Annotated in this window: 17 protein-coding genes; 7 read left to right on the forward strand and 10 right to left on the reverse strand. The window is 70.9% G+C overall.

Annotation, left to right across the window (positions count from 1 at the left end):
- Positions 1 to 2: 2 nt before the first annotated feature.
- From QSK05_RS30430 to QSK05_RS30465, 8 genes are all read right to left on the reverse strand, one after another.
- Positions 3 to 944 (reverse strand): type II secretion system F family protein, encoded by a 942-nt coding sequence (locus QSK05_RS30430; RefSeq protein WP_285600828.1) that lies wholly within the window; start codon positions 942 to 944, stop codon positions 3 to 5.
- A complete protein-coding gene (locus QSK05_RS30435) occupies positions 941 to 1942 on the reverse strand; it encodes a type II secretion system F family protein (protein WP_285600829.1) in 1002 nt (333 codons plus the stop codon). Before QSK05_RS30435 ends, QSK05_RS30430 begins: the two co-directional genes overlap by 4 nt.
- Positions 1939 to 3288 (reverse strand): TadA family conjugal transfer-associated ATPase, encoded by a 1350-nt coding sequence (locus tag QSK05_RS30440; RefSeq protein ID WP_285600830.1) that lies wholly within the window; start codon positions 3286 to 3288, stop codon positions 1939 to 1941. The genes QSK05_RS30435 and QSK05_RS30440 overlap by 4 nt, the downstream gene beginning before the upstream one ends.
- A complete protein-coding gene (locus QSK05_RS30445) occupies positions 3285 to 4454 on the reverse strand; it encodes a CpaE/TadZ family protein (RefSeq protein WP_285600831.1) in 1170 nt (389 codons plus the stop codon). The genes QSK05_RS30440 and QSK05_RS30445 overlap by 4 nt, the downstream gene beginning before the upstream one ends.
- Complete coding sequence (locus QSK05_RS30450; RefSeq protein WP_285600832.1) at positions 4454 to 5143, reverse strand: SAF domain-containing protein; 690 nt, start codon at positions 5141 to 5143, stop codon at positions 4454 to 4456. The genes QSK05_RS30445 and QSK05_RS30450 overlap by 1 nt, the downstream gene beginning before the upstream one ends.
- A gap of 95 nt (positions 5144 to 5238) precedes the next feature.
- Positions 5239 to 6840, reverse strand: coding sequence for a Tad domain-containing protein (locus QSK05_RS30455; protein WP_285600833.1), 1602 nt, complete (start codon positions 6838 to 6840; stop codon positions 5239 to 5241).
- A 5-nt stretch (positions 6841 to 6845) separates the two neighbouring features.
- The gene (locus QSK05_RS30460; RefSeq protein ID WP_285600834.1) at positions 6846 to 7337 is read right to left on the reverse strand and encodes a TadE/TadG family type IV pilus assembly protein; all 492 of its coding nucleotides are present in this window, start codon (positions 7335 to 7337) and stop codon (positions 6846 to 6848) included.
- 279 nt (positions 7338 to 7616) lie between these two features.
- Positions 7617 to 9401 carry an AMP-dependent synthetase/ligase gene (locus QSK05_RS30465; RefSeq protein ID WP_285600835.1) on the reverse strand — a complete coding sequence of 595 codons (1785 nt, stop codon included), beginning with the start codon at positions 9399 to 9401 and terminating at the stop codon, positions 7617 to 7619.
- Between the two features lie 188 nt (positions 9402 to 9589).
- On the opposite strand from QSK05_RS30465, the gene QSK05_RS30470 reads away from it, so the two are divergent.
- The 7 genes from QSK05_RS30470 to QSK05_RS30500 all read left to right on the forward strand — a co-directional run bounded on the left by QSK05_RS30470 (position 9590) and on the right by QSK05_RS30500 (position 14976).
- On the forward strand, positions 9590 to 10081 hold the full coding sequence (locus QSK05_RS30470; RefSeq protein WP_285600836.1) for a hypothetical protein: 492 nt from the start codon (positions 9590 to 9592) through the stop codon (positions 10079 to 10081).
- A 109-nt stretch (positions 10082 to 10190) separates the two neighbouring features.
- Positions 10191 to 10634 (forward strand): SRPBCC family protein, encoded by a 444-nt coding sequence (locus QSK05_RS30475; RefSeq protein ID WP_285600837.1) that lies wholly within the window; start codon positions 10191 to 10193, stop codon positions 10632 to 10634.
- A 3-nt stretch (positions 10635 to 10637) separates the two neighbouring features.
- Positions 10638 to 11834, forward strand: a complete 1197-nt coding sequence (locus QSK05_RS30480; protein WP_285600838.1) for an ArsA family ATPase — start codon at positions 10638 to 10640, stop codon at positions 11832 to 11834.
- Between the two features lie 36 nt (positions 11835 to 11870).
- Positions 11871 to 12227: a hypothetical protein gene (locus tag QSK05_RS30485; protein WP_285600839.1), complete on the forward strand. Its 357-nt coding sequence runs from the start codon at positions 11871 to 11873 to the stop codon at positions 12225 to 12227.
- A 96-nt stretch (positions 12228 to 12323) separates the two neighbouring features.
- The gene (locus QSK05_RS30490) at positions 12324 to 13274 is read left to right on the forward strand and encodes an ROK family glucokinase (protein WP_285600840.1); all 951 of its coding nucleotides are present in this window, start codon (positions 12324 to 12326) and stop codon (positions 13272 to 13274) included.
- Positions 13271 to 14257 carry an ROK family glucokinase gene (locus QSK05_RS30495; protein ID WP_352303155.1) on the forward strand — a complete coding sequence of 329 codons (987 nt, stop codon included), beginning with the start codon at positions 13271 to 13273 and terminating at the stop codon, positions 14255 to 14257. The genes QSK05_RS30490 and QSK05_RS30495 overlap by 4 nt, the downstream gene beginning before the upstream one ends.
- A 5-nt stretch (positions 14258 to 14262) precedes the next feature.
- Positions 14263 to 14976, forward strand: a complete 714-nt coding sequence (locus QSK05_RS30500; protein WP_285600841.1) for an endonuclease/exonuclease/phosphatase family protein — start codon at positions 14263 to 14265, stop codon at positions 14974 to 14976.
- Here the strand turns inward: QSK05_RS30500 and QSK05_RS30505 are convergent.
- Both QSK05_RS30505 and QSK05_RS30510 read right to left on the reverse strand, forming a co-directional pair.
- The gene (locus QSK05_RS30505; RefSeq protein WP_285600842.1) at positions 14973 to 15638 is read right to left on the reverse strand and encodes a hypothetical protein; all 666 of its coding nucleotides are present in this window, start codon (positions 15636 to 15638) and stop codon (positions 14973 to 14975) included. The two genes, QSK05_RS30500 and QSK05_RS30505, sit on opposite strands and share 4 nt — an antisense overlap.
- The gene (locus QSK05_RS30510; protein ID WP_285600843.1) at positions 15635 to 16444 is read right to left on the reverse strand and encodes an alpha/beta hydrolase; all 810 of its coding nucleotides are present in this window, start codon (positions 16442 to 16444) and stop codon (positions 15635 to 15637) included. Before QSK05_RS30510 ends, QSK05_RS30505 begins: the two co-directional genes overlap by 4 nt.
- Positions 16445 to 16600 lie beyond the last annotated feature (156 nt).

A 16600-nucleotide genomic window follows, 5' to 3' on the forward strand; every position in this document is an offset into this window, starting at 1 on the left:
CCTCACATACCTCGGAACTGTTCGAAGATCTTGATCCCGGCCGGGCCCATGACCACGATAAACAAGGCCGGCAGAATGCAGAAAATCAGGGGGAAGAGAATCTTGACCGGCACCTGCTGTGCCTTCTCCTCTGCCCGCTGGCTTCTCTTCACTCTCATCTCCTTCGACTGCACTCGCAGCACTCCGGCGACGGGGATCCCAAACGTATCGGCCTGAACCATAGCGGCGACGAAGATCCGCAGTTCCTCGACGTCCGTGCGATCGGCCAGAGCCCTCAACGCGGCCAGCCTTCCGGTGCCCAGCTGCATCTCCTGGAGCACGCGGAAGAGCTCTTTCGCCAGCGGCCCGTCACTGCTGCGGGCGACCTGCGCGAGCGCGGCATCAAAGGCCAGACCTGCTTCGACGGAGATCGTGAGCAGGTCGATCGCGTCGGGAAGTTCTCGCCGGACGAGCTCCGTGCGGTCGTACCCGACCTGATAGATCCACAACGTGGGAGCGAACCAGCTGAGAGCTGAGAGCCCGCTGAATGTGAGCAGCATCCCACGGGGCCCTGCTCCGAACAGGGGAGGAATGACCAGCCCCAGTAATGCACCGGTCACAAGTCCCAGGGCCTTCAGTCCTAACACCCGGTCGACATCCCATCCCGGGGGGTTACCGGCCAGGTCCAGACGGACCCGGATCCGCTCGATCCGGCTGTCGGTGGTCAGCTTCCGTCCCGCCCCCGCGAACCGCCGGACGAGCGGCGCGACGACCCGCTCGGTGAAGGGCACCTCGAGCTCGGTCCGGCGCAACGGCACCGGCACCGCCCGGAACTTCTCCAGCAGGGCCCGCCGGATGCGGGCGTCGCGGCGCTGCTCACCCGTCAGCAGCAGCACGGCGAAGACCCCGGCCAGACCGGCGAGCAGGATGACCAGACCGGTTCCGGGCAGCATCAGCAGCGTCACACGTCCACCCGGATCACCTTGGACATCCAGAACCCGCCGACGGCCAGCGAGAACACCCCGAACCCGAGCAGCAGGAGGCCCAGCGAGGTGCTGAACAACGGGTCGATGTACTCCGGCCGGGCCACCATCAGGTAGAGGGCGAAGACCACCGGCAGTGCGGCCAGGATGATCCCCGAGAGCTTGCCCTCGGCCGACAGAGCCGCCACCTGACGGCGCAGACGCTCGCGTTCACGCAGGGTCTCCGCGACCGAGCCGAGCAGCTCGGCCAGGTTGCCGCCGACCTCGCGCTGGATCCGGATGGCCATGACCACCCAGGAGAAGTCCCGGCTGTTCGTGCGGGCGGCGATCCCGTCCAGCGCATCCTCGGCCGGCATCCCCAGCCGGGTCTCGATCAGGGCCCGGCTGAACTCGCCGCGGATCGGCGCGTGCGACTCGCGCACCACCGAGTCGATGGCCTGCGGGAGCGAGTAACCCACGGCCAGGCTGCCGGCCAGCAGTTGCAGGGTGTCGGGCAGCTGGGCCAGGAACCGGGCCTCGCGCCGGGCCTTCGCCGCCAGCAGCACGCCCCACGGCACGATCAGGCCGAGCAGCAGGCCGGCCACGGCGGCGGCCGGGCGGCCCCGGGCGATCACGGCGAGCAGCAGCGCGGTACCGACCGCGGCGCTGACGTGCAGCAGCATCCACTCACCGGTGCGCAGGGGCAGACCGGCCGACTCCAGCCGGGCGTCCAGCGCGCGGTCGACCCGGCCGGTGCGGGCCACGCGGTTCATCAGCCCGACCGCCGAACGGGTCAGCGGGCCGTCGCCCAGACCGGACGAGCCGGACGGAGGGCCGTCACCGGTGGGCGCCGGTCCCGGCCGGCGCGAGGTCGCCGAGTAGGCCGAGATCCGCCGCAGCACCTCCGTCTCCTGCCGGCCGGCGCCGGTCAGGGCGCCGATGGTCAGGAAGATCAGGAGGGCGAGGGCGGCGAAGAGCAGCAGCAGACCGGTGAGCATCATGGGGCGTCCCCCATGAAGGCGCCCAGGTCGAGGTGGACGCCCGAGCGGGACAACTTCTCCCGGAAGGCCGGGAGCACACCGGTCCAGCGCAGGCCGCCGACGGCGTAGTCGTACCGGAACAGGTCCTGCAGGATGATCATGTCGTTCTCCAGGCCTGTCACCTCGGCCACCGCGGTGATGCGGCGGGTGCCGTCGGGGAAACGGGCCTGCTGCACGATCAGGTCGATCGCGCTCGACACCTGCTCGCGGATCGCCTTGACCGGCAGATCCATCCCGGCCATCAGCACCATCGTCTCGACCCGGGACAGCACGTCGCGCGGGGTGTTGGCGTGCACCGTGCAGATCGAGCCGTCGTGGCCCACGTTCATCGCCTGCAGCATGTCGAGCGCGGCGGCGTCGCGGATCTCGCCGACGATGATCCGGTCGGGCCGCATCCGCAGCGCGTTACGCACCAGCTGGCGGATCGAGATCTCGCCCTTGCCCTCGATGTTCGGGGGTCGTGACTCCAGGCGCAGCACGTGGTCCTGATGCAGTTGCAGCTCCGCCGCGTCTTCGATCGTGACCACCCGCTCGGTCTGCGGGATGAAGCCCGACAGCACGTTCAGCGTGGTGGTCTTGCCCGCCCCGGTGCCGCCGCTGACCAGGATGTTCAGCCGGCCGCGCACACACGTCGCGAGCACCCCGGCGACCTCCTGCGACAGCGTGCCGAACTGGATCAGGTCGTCCACCTCGAAGGGGTCGGCCGCGAACTTGCGGATCGTCAGCAGCGACCCGTCCACCGCCAGCGGCGGGATGATCGCGTTGACCCGGCTGCCGTCCTGCAGCCGCGCGTCTACCATCGGGCTCGCCTCGTCGACCCGCCGCCCGACCCGCCCGACGATCTTGTCGATGGTCCGCCGAAGGTGCGCCTCGTCGGCGAAACGGCCGTCCACCGGGAAGATCTGGCCCCGCCGCTCGACATAGATCTGGTCCGGCCCGTTGACCATGATCTCGGTGATCTCCGGGTCGCGCAGGTAGGGCTCGACCGGGCCGTACCCCAGGATGTCGTCGGCGATCTCCTGCGCGATGCGGGCGCGGTCGGCCACCGTCAGCGGGATCTGCCCGGCCTGCAGCACCTCCTGCAGCGTGGCCCGCACCCGCTGCTCCAGCTCGGGCTGACTCAGCCGGGAGTCGTAGAGTTTCGGGCCCAGACTCTCCAGCAGCGTGACGTGCACGGTGCGGCGCAGGTCGGCGAACGGGTCGGCGCGCCGGCGCGGACGTGGTGCCGACGGCCTGGACGTCCGACCGGCGGAGGTCAGATCGGTGCGCTCCAGCCGGGCCTGGGCGAGACGGTCGGCCAGGCTCATCGCAGGAACCGGCGCCGTCGGGGTCGCTGACGCCGCTGGGCCCCGACCCCGATCACCTCGTCCTGCGCGAACTGGGCGATCGCCTGGCTGACGGGGTGGCGGGGGTCGTCCTGCACGATCGGCACACCCCGGTTCACCGACGCCGGTACGTCGCGTGAGCTGGGGATCTGCCCGGCCAGGGGCATCACCGCGGTTTTCTCCACCTCGGCGTGGGAGATGCCCACCCGGGAGTCGGAGCGGTTCAGCACCAGCCGCAGCCGGTCGCGGGGGTAGCCCAGTTCGATCAGGGTCTCCACGGTGATCTTCAGCGTCTTCAGGGCCGGCACGTCGGGGGTGACGATCAGGGTGATCAGGTCGGAGACATCGAGGGCCGCCAGCACCTGGTCGTCGAACGCGGGTGGGGTGTCGACCACGATGTAGTCGAACTCGTCGCGCAGCACGTCGAGCAGGTGCGCAATGAGTTTCGGCGGAATCGACTCCGCGGTGCCCGGTTCGGTCGGCGCCACGATCGCGCTGAGCCCGGCCGAATGCTGGGTGAGGATCGCCGCGACCGCCGAGGAGTCGATGTCACCGCCCAGGGGAACCGCGTCGGCAATGGTGTGGGCCGGGAACAGCTGCATCGCGATGGCGACGTCGCCGAAGGCCAGGTCGAGGTCGACCACACAGACCTGACGATGACCCCGGTCGGCCAGCGTGGCCGCGAGATTGACCGCCAGCATGGTCTTCCCGGAGCCACCCTTGGCCGCGAACACCGTCAGCACGCGTCCGCGCCGGGTGCCCGCCTTCTCCGGGAACGGCTGCTCGGGCCCGGGGGAGCGATTCAGGCTGCGCCGGACCTCGGTGCGCAGTTGCCGGTTGTCGCGGTGGTCGACCACCGCGGACATCCGCGCGCGCAGTGCCTCCTGCAGCAGCGGGGTGGTGATCTCGTGCCGCACCAGAATGATCTCCACCCCCGGCCGGTGGGCCCGGGTGAAGTGCGCGACCTCGAACGCCTCGTCGTCGGCCAGGTCGGGACCGAGCACCAGGGTGTCGTCGTCGGACATCGTCTCCACGTGGTCGCGCAGGTCCACGATCTCGCTGAACACCGGCCCGGTGCTGCCGCTGTCGACGGCCAGCGCGCCGGCGACCGGGGGTTGCGGGTCGAAGAAGACCGCGGTGCCGCGCATCAGCCGTCCCCGTCGTCGGGGGTCACGTCGGTGCTCGGGATGACCGCGAAGTAGAGCAGTTGCTGGCGCCCCACGGCCGCGATGATGGCCTGCGCCACCTTCGGGCCCACCGACAGGCCGACGACCGAGGAGGGCACGGTGCCGGAGCCGACGCTGTTCGTCCCGTCCGGCCCGGCGGCACCCGACTCCCGCAGCGCGCCGCCGATCGAGATCACCCGGGCCTGCCGGACCAGTTGCCGGGCCTGCCCGGCGGTGTCCAGGTAGTAGATGCGCACCCTCGAGCCGATGCCGAGCAGGCTGATGGCCCGGTTGGGATCCTGCAGCAGTACATCGACGCCGAGTTCGCCCTGATGGATGGCGGCTTCGGCCTGGGCCCCCGGTCGCCCGAGGACGCGGGTGTCGAGCGTGGTGCCCTCGAGGATGTCGGCCAGGGCGGCCCGCCCGGTCGCCGCGTCCAGATCGGTGACGCTCGTGGTGGGCTCGTCGCGCACGCGCATCTCCCGCGTGGTCAGATCGCCGGCGGCGATCGTGGTGCCCTGCGGGATCTTCCGGGCCGCGACCAGGTAGAGCGCGGTGGCCTCGTCGCCGGCCGCGCGTTCGTCCGCCTGCCGCACGTAGACCGCGACCATGGCGGTGCCGACCGCGGCCAGCAGGACGGACGTGATCAGGAGAAGCGTGCGTCGTCCCATCCCTGCCCGTCCCGTCGTTTCTGTTCGTCAGGATGGCATTCTGTCGCATCCCGGTGGCGTGGAGTGGTGGTTCGGTGATGTTCCGATGGTGACGTTCACCCCGGGCTGATGTCCAAATCTGCTGTCAGGAGCGCTTCTTTGGGCATACCGGAACCCAGGTAGGGCCCCACCGTGCCCGAGCCGGACACTACGGCCGGGAGGTATCCGGGATCGATCACGTACCCCTCCAGTCCCGCGAGATGCCCCTGGTACCAGAGAAGTCCCCGGCCGGGAGAGTCGCCGTCGATCCAGATGTACCGGAAAGACGTTATTGTCTTTTTGTTTTCGTCGTCCATGACCGGGAGTACGGCCAGCCGGTGGCTGCGCACGGCTGCTGCGGTGATCCAGCCCCGCTCGGTGGGCTGCGCGGTGCTGCCGTGTTGCAGAAGAGTCTTGAGGGATGACCCGCTCCCGTACCGCTGGTCGAGCAGATGAGTGCTCGTGAACAGGTCGGTAGCGTCCACTCCCGGGTAGCCGTTCGTGGTCAGGGTGCCGTGGCCGGTGTCGCCGATGAGGCGACCCGGCCGGTTGCCCTCGCTCTGGAGCATGCCCTTCGTCAGTGCGTCCGACATCTCCGGGGTGGAGGTGAGGTTCAGGAGGCTGTCGAGCATCGGAGGAGAGGATCCCGAGCGGATGCTCCGCTCGAGATCACCGACGTCGAGGGTCGGGAGCGGACTGTCACAGGTGATCAGGTCGGTCGCGGGCGGGGTGCCCGCGTAGGTGAGGGTGAGAGGTGTGGTGGTGAAAGGGGTGGAACGACCTCGGCGCCCCTGGGCCCGGATCTCCACCGTGGACCCGGGCCGGCCCGGTGGGAGGGCGAGCCGGTAGGTGTGCCATCCGGTGTGGACCGCGGAGATCGAGCGTTCGGTGCCATCAGGTGTCTTCCATCGAAAACTCACGCCACGCAAGCGTGACCAGAAGCTGGAGCTCAGGGTGACGGATGCGTCGGCGCCGGCGACCGGAACACCGTCGGGGAAGACGGTGTTCAGGGTGAGGCGAACGGGGAACGAGGTGCGGGCCGACGTTGCGAGGCCGGCGGGTTTCCCGGTGGAGGCGGGCTCTGTGGTGACGCAGAAGGTGCCCCGGGCCACGTCGTCCGCCGTGAGGGCGAAGGGCAACAGGCCCGAGCCGAGGGGTGTGCCGACGCGGGCCGCGGCCGAGCGCTGGATCTTCGCCGCATCGAAACCGAGCACCCCGGCCAGGCCGAACTGCACGGTGACGGGCGGAAGCAGGACGCGGAGTGCCTGACTCGGGGTGGCCAGGTCACCCACCGCGTCCGAGGCCGTGACCACGCCGTCCGCGTCGGGGTCGGCGAAGAAGGTGAGTTCGCCGTTGGAGGGGTCTGCGTCGGTCCACCGGGCCGCAGTGATGCCGCCCGGCGGGCACAGATCACCGGTCTCCTCGCCGGAGGCGCAGACGGCCGCCAGGGTGGTGGTGAGCTGATCGATCGCCCCCTCCGGCTCGTCGATCGCCGGCAGCCCTTTGGCCCCCGCGAGGGCCAGACGGTCGGCCAGCGACTGCAGATCGTTCTCCCGCAGGTGGGCCTGGCCCAGGTCGACCGCCAGGGCCGCGACACCGAGCAGGAACGTGGAGACGGCCAGCGTGACCACGATCGCGATCACCCCCGCGTCGGGCCGGGGATCGTGGAGGACCGGCATGAGCGTCAGCTTCCGCAGCCGGTGAGGTCGGCGCTCAGCACACTCTGCACGGTCGCGGTGGAGCTGCGCGTGATGGTGCTGGGAAACGGGATCAGGGGGATGCCGATGTCGAACGGCGTGTAGGTGGCCGTGACGCGCACCTGACCGAGGATCCGCTCGGGAACGGTGGTGACCGTGCTGTCGTCGCGCAGCCATTCCAGCTGCACGTCGCTGACATCGGCCGGGCTGAGCCCGTTCTCGCTGACCTCCCGGGTGAGGAGGCGATCGAGGGCGGCGCAGTCGCTGATGCCGGTGGACGCGTCGCGGCTGGCGCCGTCGAGCGCGGCACCGAACGACTGGAGTTGGAAAAGCCCATAGCCGTACTGGATCACGCCGAACAGGAACAGCATGAGAAGTGGTAGCAGCAGGGCGAATTCAACGGCGACGGCACCCGGGTCGGCCGCGTCCCACCGATCGCCGGGCGCGGTTCTGGCGCTTGGTGGTTCTGTGAGGCGCACCACGACCCTCCCAACCTGATCCACGCTCACTGTGCGCAGTCTTCCGGTGTCGGACAGTCTGCACCATCTGCGGAGTAGTCCGGGCAGTACTGCCGGGATCGGTGGGGCTTGTGTCACCTTTGTGGGGGACTGTGACTCGATTTCGCTGAACGGAAAGGGGTTTTCCCCTGGGTTCGGCCCGGGCGGAGACCGCGTCGACCGGCCCTCGGATCATGAACCTGCGACGGCGGAGAACGGCGGAGGACGCCGCCCGGGTGAGGCGGCGCGCCCACGGCGAGGTCAGGAGTAGAGCGCGTCCAGGTCGGTCGAGAAGTCCTTCAGGATGACGGCGCGCTTCAGACTCTGCTTGGGAGTGAGGTGCCCCGACTCCTCGGTCAGGTCGACGGTGAGAACCCGGAACTTCCGCACCGACTCGGCCCGGCTGACCAGGCCGTTGGCCTTGTCCACGGCACTCTGCAGCTCGGCCAGCACGTCCGGGTCCTTGGCCGCCGCGGCAATGTCGAGCTCGGGCTTGCCGCGGTTCGTCAGCCAGGTCGGCAGCATCTCCTCGTCGAGGGTGATGAGGGCGCCGATGAACGGCTTCTGGTCACCGACGACGATGCACTGCGAGATCAGCGGGTTGCTGCGCATCGCGTCTTCCAGCACGGTGGGGATGACGTTCTTGCCGTTGGCGGTCACGATCATCTCCTTCTTCCGGCCGGTGATGGACAAGAAGCCGTCGGCGTCGAGCGCGCCCAGGTCGCCGGTGCCGAACCAGCCGTCGTGCAGCGCGTCCGACGTGGCCTGCGGGTTGTTCGCGTAGCCGTGCATCACACCGACGCCGAACGCCTCGATCTCGCCGTCGTCACCGATGCGGACACCCATGCCCGGCAGAGGACGCCCGACGGTGCCGATCCGGTTCTCGGCCGGGGTGTTGCAGCTGACCGGTGCGGTGGTCTCGGTCAGGCCCCAGCCCTCGAGCACGGGCATGCCGATACCGCGGAAGAAGTGACTGAGGTCTTTGCCCAGGGGGGCGCCGCCGGAGACCGAGGCCCGCAGTGTGCCGCCGGTGGCCGCGCGCAGCTTGGCGTAGACCAGCCGGTCGAAGACCGTGTGCTGCAGCTTCAGGCCCAGGCCGGGACCGGAGGCGTCGAGGGCCTGGCTGTAGCTGATCGCGACCCGGGCCGCACGGGCGAAGACCTTGCCCCGGCCCGATCCCATCGCCCGGGCCTCGGCGCCGTTGTAGATCTTCTCGAACACCCGGGGCACGGCCAGCAGGAAGGTCGGCTTGAAACCGTCCAGGTCGGAGAGCAGGTTCGAGGTGGTCGGCGTGTGGCCCATGGTGGCGCCGGTGACCAGGCACAGCGCCTGGATGTACCGGGCGAAGACATGGGCCAGCGGCAGGAACAGCAGGGTGCTGGCGCGGTGGTCGACCAGGTCGCCGAAGGCCTCCAGGGCCGCGCGGCCGCCGGCCACGAAGTTGCCGTGGGTGAGCTCGCAGCCCTTGGGGCGGCCGGTGGTGCCGGAGGTGTAGATCAGCGTCAGCACCGTGTCCAGGCGCGCGAGGTGGCGGCGCTCGTGGATCACGTCGTCATGGATGTCCGCGCCCAGCTCGGCGAGGGTCGTGACCGCACCGTCGTCGATGGTCAGCACCTCGCGCAGGGCGGTGAGACCCTCGCGCAGCTGCCCCACGGTCTCGCGGTGCGCCGCGGTTTCCACCACCACCGCGACCGCGCCGGAGTCGGACAGGATCCAGCGCACCTGCTCGGGCGACGAGGTTTCGTACACCGGCACGCTGACGGCGCCCGCGAACCAGATGGCCACGTCGAGCAGCGTCCACTCGTAACGGGTACGGGCCATCAGGGCGACCCGGTCGCCGGGCTGCACCCCCAGCGAGACCAGGCCCTTGGCCGAGGCGACCACCTCACCGAGGAACTCGGCGGACGTCACGTCCTGCCAGGCGCCGGCGACGTGACGGCGGAACGCCACGTGGGTGGGCTGCCGTTCGGCGTTGCCCACCACGACGTCGCAGAGGTTCTCCTCGTCGTCGAGGTGGAACTGCCGGGGGACAATGATCTCTCGCACGCGCCGAGCCTATGCTGCGCGTCCGGTTTATTCCGAGTCCTGATCGGGGTTTCTCGGCGACCGCACGGCGCAAACCGGGTCGAAGGTCCGCGAACGGTACGTGGCTGAGGGTCTCTGCACGTCGTTACCGGGCCGTTGGATCACTCTCCCGGCTCAAGCCACCGGCGCCGGTCGCCGAGGTAGTCGCCGTGACCGCCTCCCCACCTCCGCCGCAGACGACCGGCGGCCCGCTGCGCTGCCGCGAGTGCGGTGCCCGGCTCACGCCGGGGGTCGAGTGGTGCTCGCTGTGCCTGACCCCCACGGCCGTACCCGTCGAGCCGGTGGGCGCGGTGCGTGAGGACGATGTGGAGAGCGGTCCCGAGGGCGCGGCTGACGGGGTGGCCGGGAACGTGGCCGGGAACGTGGCCGGATCCGGACCTGCGGCCGGTGAGGTGGTGTGGCCCTCGGACCGGCGCAAAGGACGGCACGTACGCGATCCCGGACCCGGTGAGGAACCCGGGGAACTGGTGGCCGGGCTGGCCCGGGACGAGTCGGCGAACCGGCCGGCCGTGGCCGTGATGAAGGCCCACCTGGCGCTCGGTCAGTTGCCGGGAGGTAAATACGCGATCGCGTTCGGCGGCGGTCTCCTGCTGCTCGTGCTCCTGGTGGCCGGGCTGACATTGCTGGGGTTGCTGGTCTGAAACAGCTCTGACACAGGTGCGACCGTGCGCGGCGGTGCTGGTGTGAGTTGGGCGGTAACGTTCAGAACCACCCCTCCCGATCAGCAGTCAGAGCCAGAGAAGGGCCCACATGGCCGACCAGACCGAGTCGAGCGTCGTCATCGACTCACAGCCGGGGGACGTCCTCGGCGTCATCGCCGACTTCGAGCGCTATCCCGAATGGACCGGCGCGGTGAAGGAGGTCGAGGTGCTCGACCGGCTGCCCGACGGCCGGGCCGCCAAGGTGCGGTTCATCCTCGACGCGGGCGCGGTGCGTGACACCTACTCCCTCGACTACACCTGGGACGTCAAGGACGACGGCACCGGCGAACTGTCCTGGAAGCTCGACCAGTCCGGCGTGATGAAGGCCATGGACGGCAGCTACCGGCTCACGCCGACCCCGGCCGGCACCCAGGTCACCTACTGCCTGGCCATCGACCTGCGGATCCCGATGCTGGGCATGCTGCGCCGCAAGGCCGAGAAGACGATCATCGACACGGCCCTCCAGGAGCTCAAGAAGCACGTGGAGTCCTGACCGGTGCGTCTCGTGGTGTTCACCGGTAGAGGTGGGGTGGGGAAGACCACGACGGCCGCCGCGACCGCGGCCCACGCGGCCTCCCGGGGTGTGAAAACCCTGGTGATGTCCGCAGATCCGGCGCCCGCGCTGGCCGACCAGCTGGGTCTGTCCCTCGGCCCGCAGCCGTCCGAGGTGGGCGCCGGGCTGTTCGCGTCACAGATGGATCCGCACCGGTTGGCGCAGCGGTTCTGGGAATCCGCCCGGCGCCCGGCCCTCGACGCCCTGGACGATCTGGGCGTCGACCCGCTCGCCGCCGAGGACCTCGCCGACCTGCCCGGCCTGGACGACCTGCTCGCCCTGCTGGCCGTGCGTGAGGAGACCCGGGACGGGCCCTGGGACCTGGTCGTCGTCGACTGTGCGCCCTCCGCCGCGGCCTTCCGCCTGCTCGCGACGCCCGGCCGGCTCGGCCGCCTGCTGGCCCGGCTGCTGCCGATGGAACGGCGACTCGACCGGCTCAGCGCCCGGGGCATGGCGGGCGACCCACTGGTGGACGCCGTCGACCGGTTCGCCGGGGAACTGGCCGGCCTGCGCTCGATGCTCACGGACGGGAGTACCTCGGTACGGCTGGTGATGACCCCCGAGGCGAGTGCCCTGACCCAGACCCGGCGCCTGTTCACCGCCCTGACGATGTCCGGGTTCCCGGTCGACGCCGTGGTGGTGAACCGGATCTTCCCGACGGGCCCACCCGCGTCCTCCATGGACCTGTTGATGGACCAGCCGATGGGCTGGCAGAACACCTGGCGGCGCTCGCAGGAGGCCGTGCTGGCCGACATCGTCTCGTCGTTCGAGCCGGTTCCGGTGCTGCGGATGACCTACGCGCCCGCCGAGCCACAAGGGCTGGAGCAGCTCGCCGATCTGGGGCTGGAACTCTACGGGAACCAGCCGGGCCCGGTCCGGCCCGGTCCGCTGCCGCCCCGGGTGGAACGGACCGACACCGGCTTCAGCCTGTCTCTGGCGATGCCGCTGGCCCGCCGGGAGACGCTCGACCTGGGGCGCCGGGGCGACGACCTGGTCGTCACCGCCGACGGCTACCGGCAGGTGCTGCCACTTCCGGGAGTACTGCGCCGCTGCCGGGTCGAGAACGCCACCTTGCGCGAGGGGACGCTGGCGGTCGCGTTCGTGCCCGATCCCGCGCAGTTCCCGTCCCGATGGATGTAAATGGACGTAAATGGACGTGAAGGGATGGATCGGACCGTGAGTCATCGCCACCTCGATCCCGGCCCTCTCACCGCCGGGCTGCCCGCCGGATGGGCGCAGGACGCCGGTCAGGCCCTCACCGCCCTCCAGGATGCACTGGCCTCCGACGACAGCTGCCCGGTCTGCCGGGGCGCGACCCTGGTCCGTGAGCACGGTCCCGGCCTGCTCGACCGGGTCTCGACGCTGACGGCCGCACTCGCGCAGGCCCTGCGCGAGGCCGCCCCGGACGAGCGTTCTACCGGCGTTCCGGGAGAAACTGGACCGACGGACGATCGGCAGGAGGGTGTTCGGGGGACCGCGCCCACCCACCGACCGGAGCCGCCCACTACCGTTCGGATCGACGTCTCGGACTGAGTGCCGGCACCGCCGGCACCGACGGCACTGATAGCACTGACAGCACTGACCGTCCCGGGGAGACCGGGACCCGCACTGAACAAGGGGTATCCGATCGTGGAACTGACCATCGGGGTGGACGTCGGCGGAACGAAGATCGCCGCCGGTGTCGTGGACGCCGACGGGCGGATTCTCGAGCGGCTGCGTGTACCGACCCCGGAGGGCGTCGACGCGATCGACACCAGCATCGCCGAGGCCGTCGAGCAGCTGAAGCAGACCGAGGCAGGTCGCCAGGTCGCCGCCGTGGGTGTCGCCGCGGCCGGCTTCGTGAACGAGCACCGCACCGTCGTGCGCTTCGCGCCGAACATCGCCTGGCGCGAGCACCCGCTGGCCGAGTCCGTGGGCAAGCGGGTCGGGCTGCCGGTGATCGTCGAGAACGACGCCAACGCTGCGGCTTGGGCCGAGTACCGCTTCGGGGCGGGCCGCGGCTCCACCGACGTCGCGACCGTCACCGTCGGCACCGGGGTGGGCGGTGGCATCGTGCTCGACGGCCATCTGATCCGCGGCGCCTACGGCATCGCGGCCGAGATCGGCCACCTGCGGGTCGTGCCGAACGGGCGCGCCTGCGGTTGCGGCCAGACCGGCTGCTGGGAGCAGTACGCCTCCGGCCGGGCCCTGGCCCGCTCGGCGTTCGAGCTGGCCATCCGCGACCCGAAGGCCGCCGCACCGCTGATCGAGGCCGCCGGCGGAAAGATCGACGGGCTGGTCGGCAGCATGATCACCGAGGTCGCCCTGGCCGGTGACCCGGCCGCGATCGGCCTGTTCAGCGAGCTGGGCCGCTGGCTCGGCGAGGGTATCGCGGCCCTGGCCAACGTGCTCGACCCGGCGGTCGTGGTGATCGGCGGCGGCGTGGCCGAGGTCGGCGACCTGCTGCTGGAGCCCGCCCGCAAGGCCTACGCCCTGCACCTGTCCGGCGGCGCCAACCGCCCTCACCTGCAGATCCGCCCGGCCCAGATGGGCAACGAAGCCGGCATCATCGGCGCCGCCGATCTGGCCCGGTCACGGTGACAACCACTGCGGGGGGCCTCGCCATCGGCGTCGACATCGGGGGGACGAAGGTCGCCGCCGGAGTCGTGGACGCCAGTGGTGCGGTCATCGCCCGGGCCCGCCGGGCGACACCGTCCCGGCACGCGGACGCCCGGGTGGTCGAGGCGACCATCGCCGACGTGGTGGACGAGCTGCGTCAGGGCCGCACGATCACCGGCGTCGGCATCGGCGCGGCCGGTTTCGTCGACGCCGATCGCGCCCGGGTGCTGTTCGCCCCGCACCTGGCCTGGCGCAACGAGCCGCTGCGCGACGGCGTGGCGGCGGCTGTCGGCCTGCCGGTGGTCGTCGAGAACGATGCCAATGCGGCGGCCTGGGCGGAATGGCGCTTCGGCGCCGGGCGCACGGAGTCCCGGCTGGTCATGGTCACGCTCGGCACCGGCATCGGTGGCGGCATGGTCTTCGACGGCGTGATCCAGCGCGGCCGCTACGGCATGGCCGGCGAGTTCGGGCACATGGTGGTCGTGCCCGACGGCCGCCGCTGCGAGTGCGGCAACCGCGGCTGCCTGGAGCAGTACGCCTCGGGCAACGTGCTCGGTCGCGAGGCCCGAGAGATGGCGGCGGCCGGTTCCCCGGTCACCGTGCCCCTCGTGCAGCGGGTGAAGGGCGACCACGCGGCCCTGGTCGGGCCGCTCATCACCGAGGCCGCGATGGACGGTGACCCGGCCGCGGTCGAGCTGTTCCACGAGGTCGGGAACTGGCTCGGCATCGGCCTGGCCAACCTGGCCGCGGCCCTCGATCCGGGCCTGTTCGTCATCGGCGGCGGGGTCTCCGACGCCGACGACCTGCTGCTCGCCCCGGCCCGGGCCTCCTTCCGCCGCACCCTGACCGGGCGCGGGTTCCGGCCGTTCGCATCCATCGTGAAGGCCGATCTGGGTCCCGAGGCAGGACTGGTCGGCGCCGCCGACCTGGCTCGGCGTCAGGCAGCCGCACTGGCCGGGGAGTGACGGCAATGAGCCAGGAACCGGGACCACGCATCCGCGTGATGAGCTGGAACCTCCAGCACCTCCAAGGCGATCCCCTGGCGGTGCACCGGGTGGTGAAGGCCGCCGCGCCCGACGTGCTGTGCGTCCAGGAAGGACCGCGCTTCCCGGGCTCCGACCGGCAGTTCCAGCGCCTGGCCGGAGCCTGCGGTCTCTACCACCTGGCCGGGGGACGAGCCGCCGGCAGCAACGCGATCTTCGTCTCCGACCGGGTGAGAGCCCGCGACGTCGGGGCCTTCACGTTTCCTCTCGGTCACTGGCGCGACAACCGGCGAGGTGCCGTCCTGGCCACCGTGCAGCCGATCGTCGGCGGCGACCCGCTGCGCATCGCCTCGGTGCACCTGCCGCTCGACGGCGGGCAGCGGCTGGCCCACGTGCGCTCGCTGTCCCGGCAGCTGCGGGACTTCGGTCTGCCGGCGGTCCTGGCCGGAGACCTGAACGAACCGCCCGGCGGGGCGTCCTGGGAGGCGCTGGAACCGCTCGTCGCCGACCCGGCGCCGGATGCGCCCGTCACCTACTCCACGGCGTCACCGCGCCGGCGGATCGACGCGATCCTCACCGGACGGGGCATCGACGTACTCGAATACGGTGCCTGGAGCCCGGACCCGGCCGATGCCCGGCGGGCCAGCGACCACCTGCCGGTGGTCGCCGAACTGCGGGTCCTGCCCTCCCGAGCCTCTTAGACCACGGCTCCGTCGTCACCGTCGTCGTCGCGATGCTTGGGCATGCGGGCGACGAGCGTGACAAAACCACCGGCGAAACAGGCCAGCGCGATCAGCACGTACAGCTGCGGTGCTGCGCTGTGCCAGGCGAGCACGGAGATGAGCAGGAACAGCGGCCCGCCGATCACCGCGGCCCAGGCCAGACGGCTCAGCAGGTCACCCTTGGGCAGCGGAGGGGGCTCGGGCGGCTCGAAGCGGTGCTCGGGCTCGGCCGTGGGGGAGAAGTCCCGGGGCCCGGCGCCGCGCAGTTCCTCGGGCATCTCGTCGGGGTCGAACTCGTCCAGCGGGCCGAGGTCGCGCACCTCGCGCTGACCGATCAGCGGATCCTTGACCGGGAAGTCCCAGTCGTTGCCCCATTCCGGCCCGGGCGCCCGGCCGGGAGGCGTCGGCACGTCGGTCTCGTCCTCGTAGTGCCGCCGGGTCTCGGCGGCCTCCTCGGCCGTCGGCCAGGCCTTGGGCGGCTCCTCGCCCCAGCCCGCCACGATCTCGGCGAAGCGGGCGTCGACGTCGAGGCCCTCACCGTCGCTCTTCGAGGGGGTGCGCCCGGCGTCGGCCGGCTCGTCCTTCGAGGGGGTGTGCTCGGTGTCGCCGTCGTGGTCCGGCGGGTCTCCGGCGGTGCTCATCGCACGCCTTCCGTGGTCCGTGTCGTGGGCTGGGCGCCGACGGCGAGTTCGTCGATGAAGGTCAGGCTGCGCCGGAGGATCTCGTCGGCGTCGTTGTCGATCGTCGCCACGTGATAACTGTCTCGCAGGATCACTTCGTCGGCGCGGGCCGAGGTCACCCGGTCGAGGATGAGAGCACTGCTGCTGGCCGGCACGACGTGGTCCTCGCTTGATCGGAAGAGCAGCACGGGCTGGCTCACCGCGGGCAGGTCCGCGGCCACCGAGCGGAAGCCGCGCAGCATCGAGTGTAAGGCGTGGGGTGGAATCCGGTCGTAGGCGTCTTCCTGCGCGCCGGGCCGTTTCACGTCGTTGCCGACCGGTGGTAGCCACGGCAGTACCCACCGCAGCGCCGGCAGGGCCGCCAGCCGCCGGTCGTCCAGATGCACCGCAGGGTTGACGAGAATCACTCCGTCCACACCCGGGAGCGGCCCGGGATTCATCGCCGGGCCATAGGTCTGGGCCAGTCGCAGGGCCAGGGCGCCGCCCATCGACAGACCGCCCACGACCACCACCCGGCAGGACCGGCGCAGGTCGTGGAAGGCCGCGTCGACCTCCGCGGACCAGTCCGACCAGCCGGTGAGGGCGAGGTCGCGCGGGCTGGTGCCGTGGCCCGGCAGACGGGGCAGGCGCACCGTGCGACCGGCCTCGGCCAGCCCTTCGGCCCAGCTCAGGAGGCTGGAGGGATTGCCGGTGAAGCCATGGCAGAGCAGCACCCCGACGTCGTCGCCGTCCCGGGCGAAGGGCTCGGCTCCCGGACGGACGGTCACGGCGGCTCCCTCGTCGATCATTGGGCCAGATCGCCATCGTTACACGGACCCGGGCACTTATCGAGTGGTTCGGCGATCGGCGAACAAGTGGGCGAGGTACGCGTTCACGTCAAGTCCGGCGAGCCGCCCGATCCTCGCCCAGCGGATTTGACGACC

The organism is Kineosporia sp. NBRC 101731 (assembly GCF_030269305.1).
Lineage (GTDB): Bacteria > Actinomycetota > Actinomycetes > Actinomycetales > Kineosporiaceae > Kineosporia.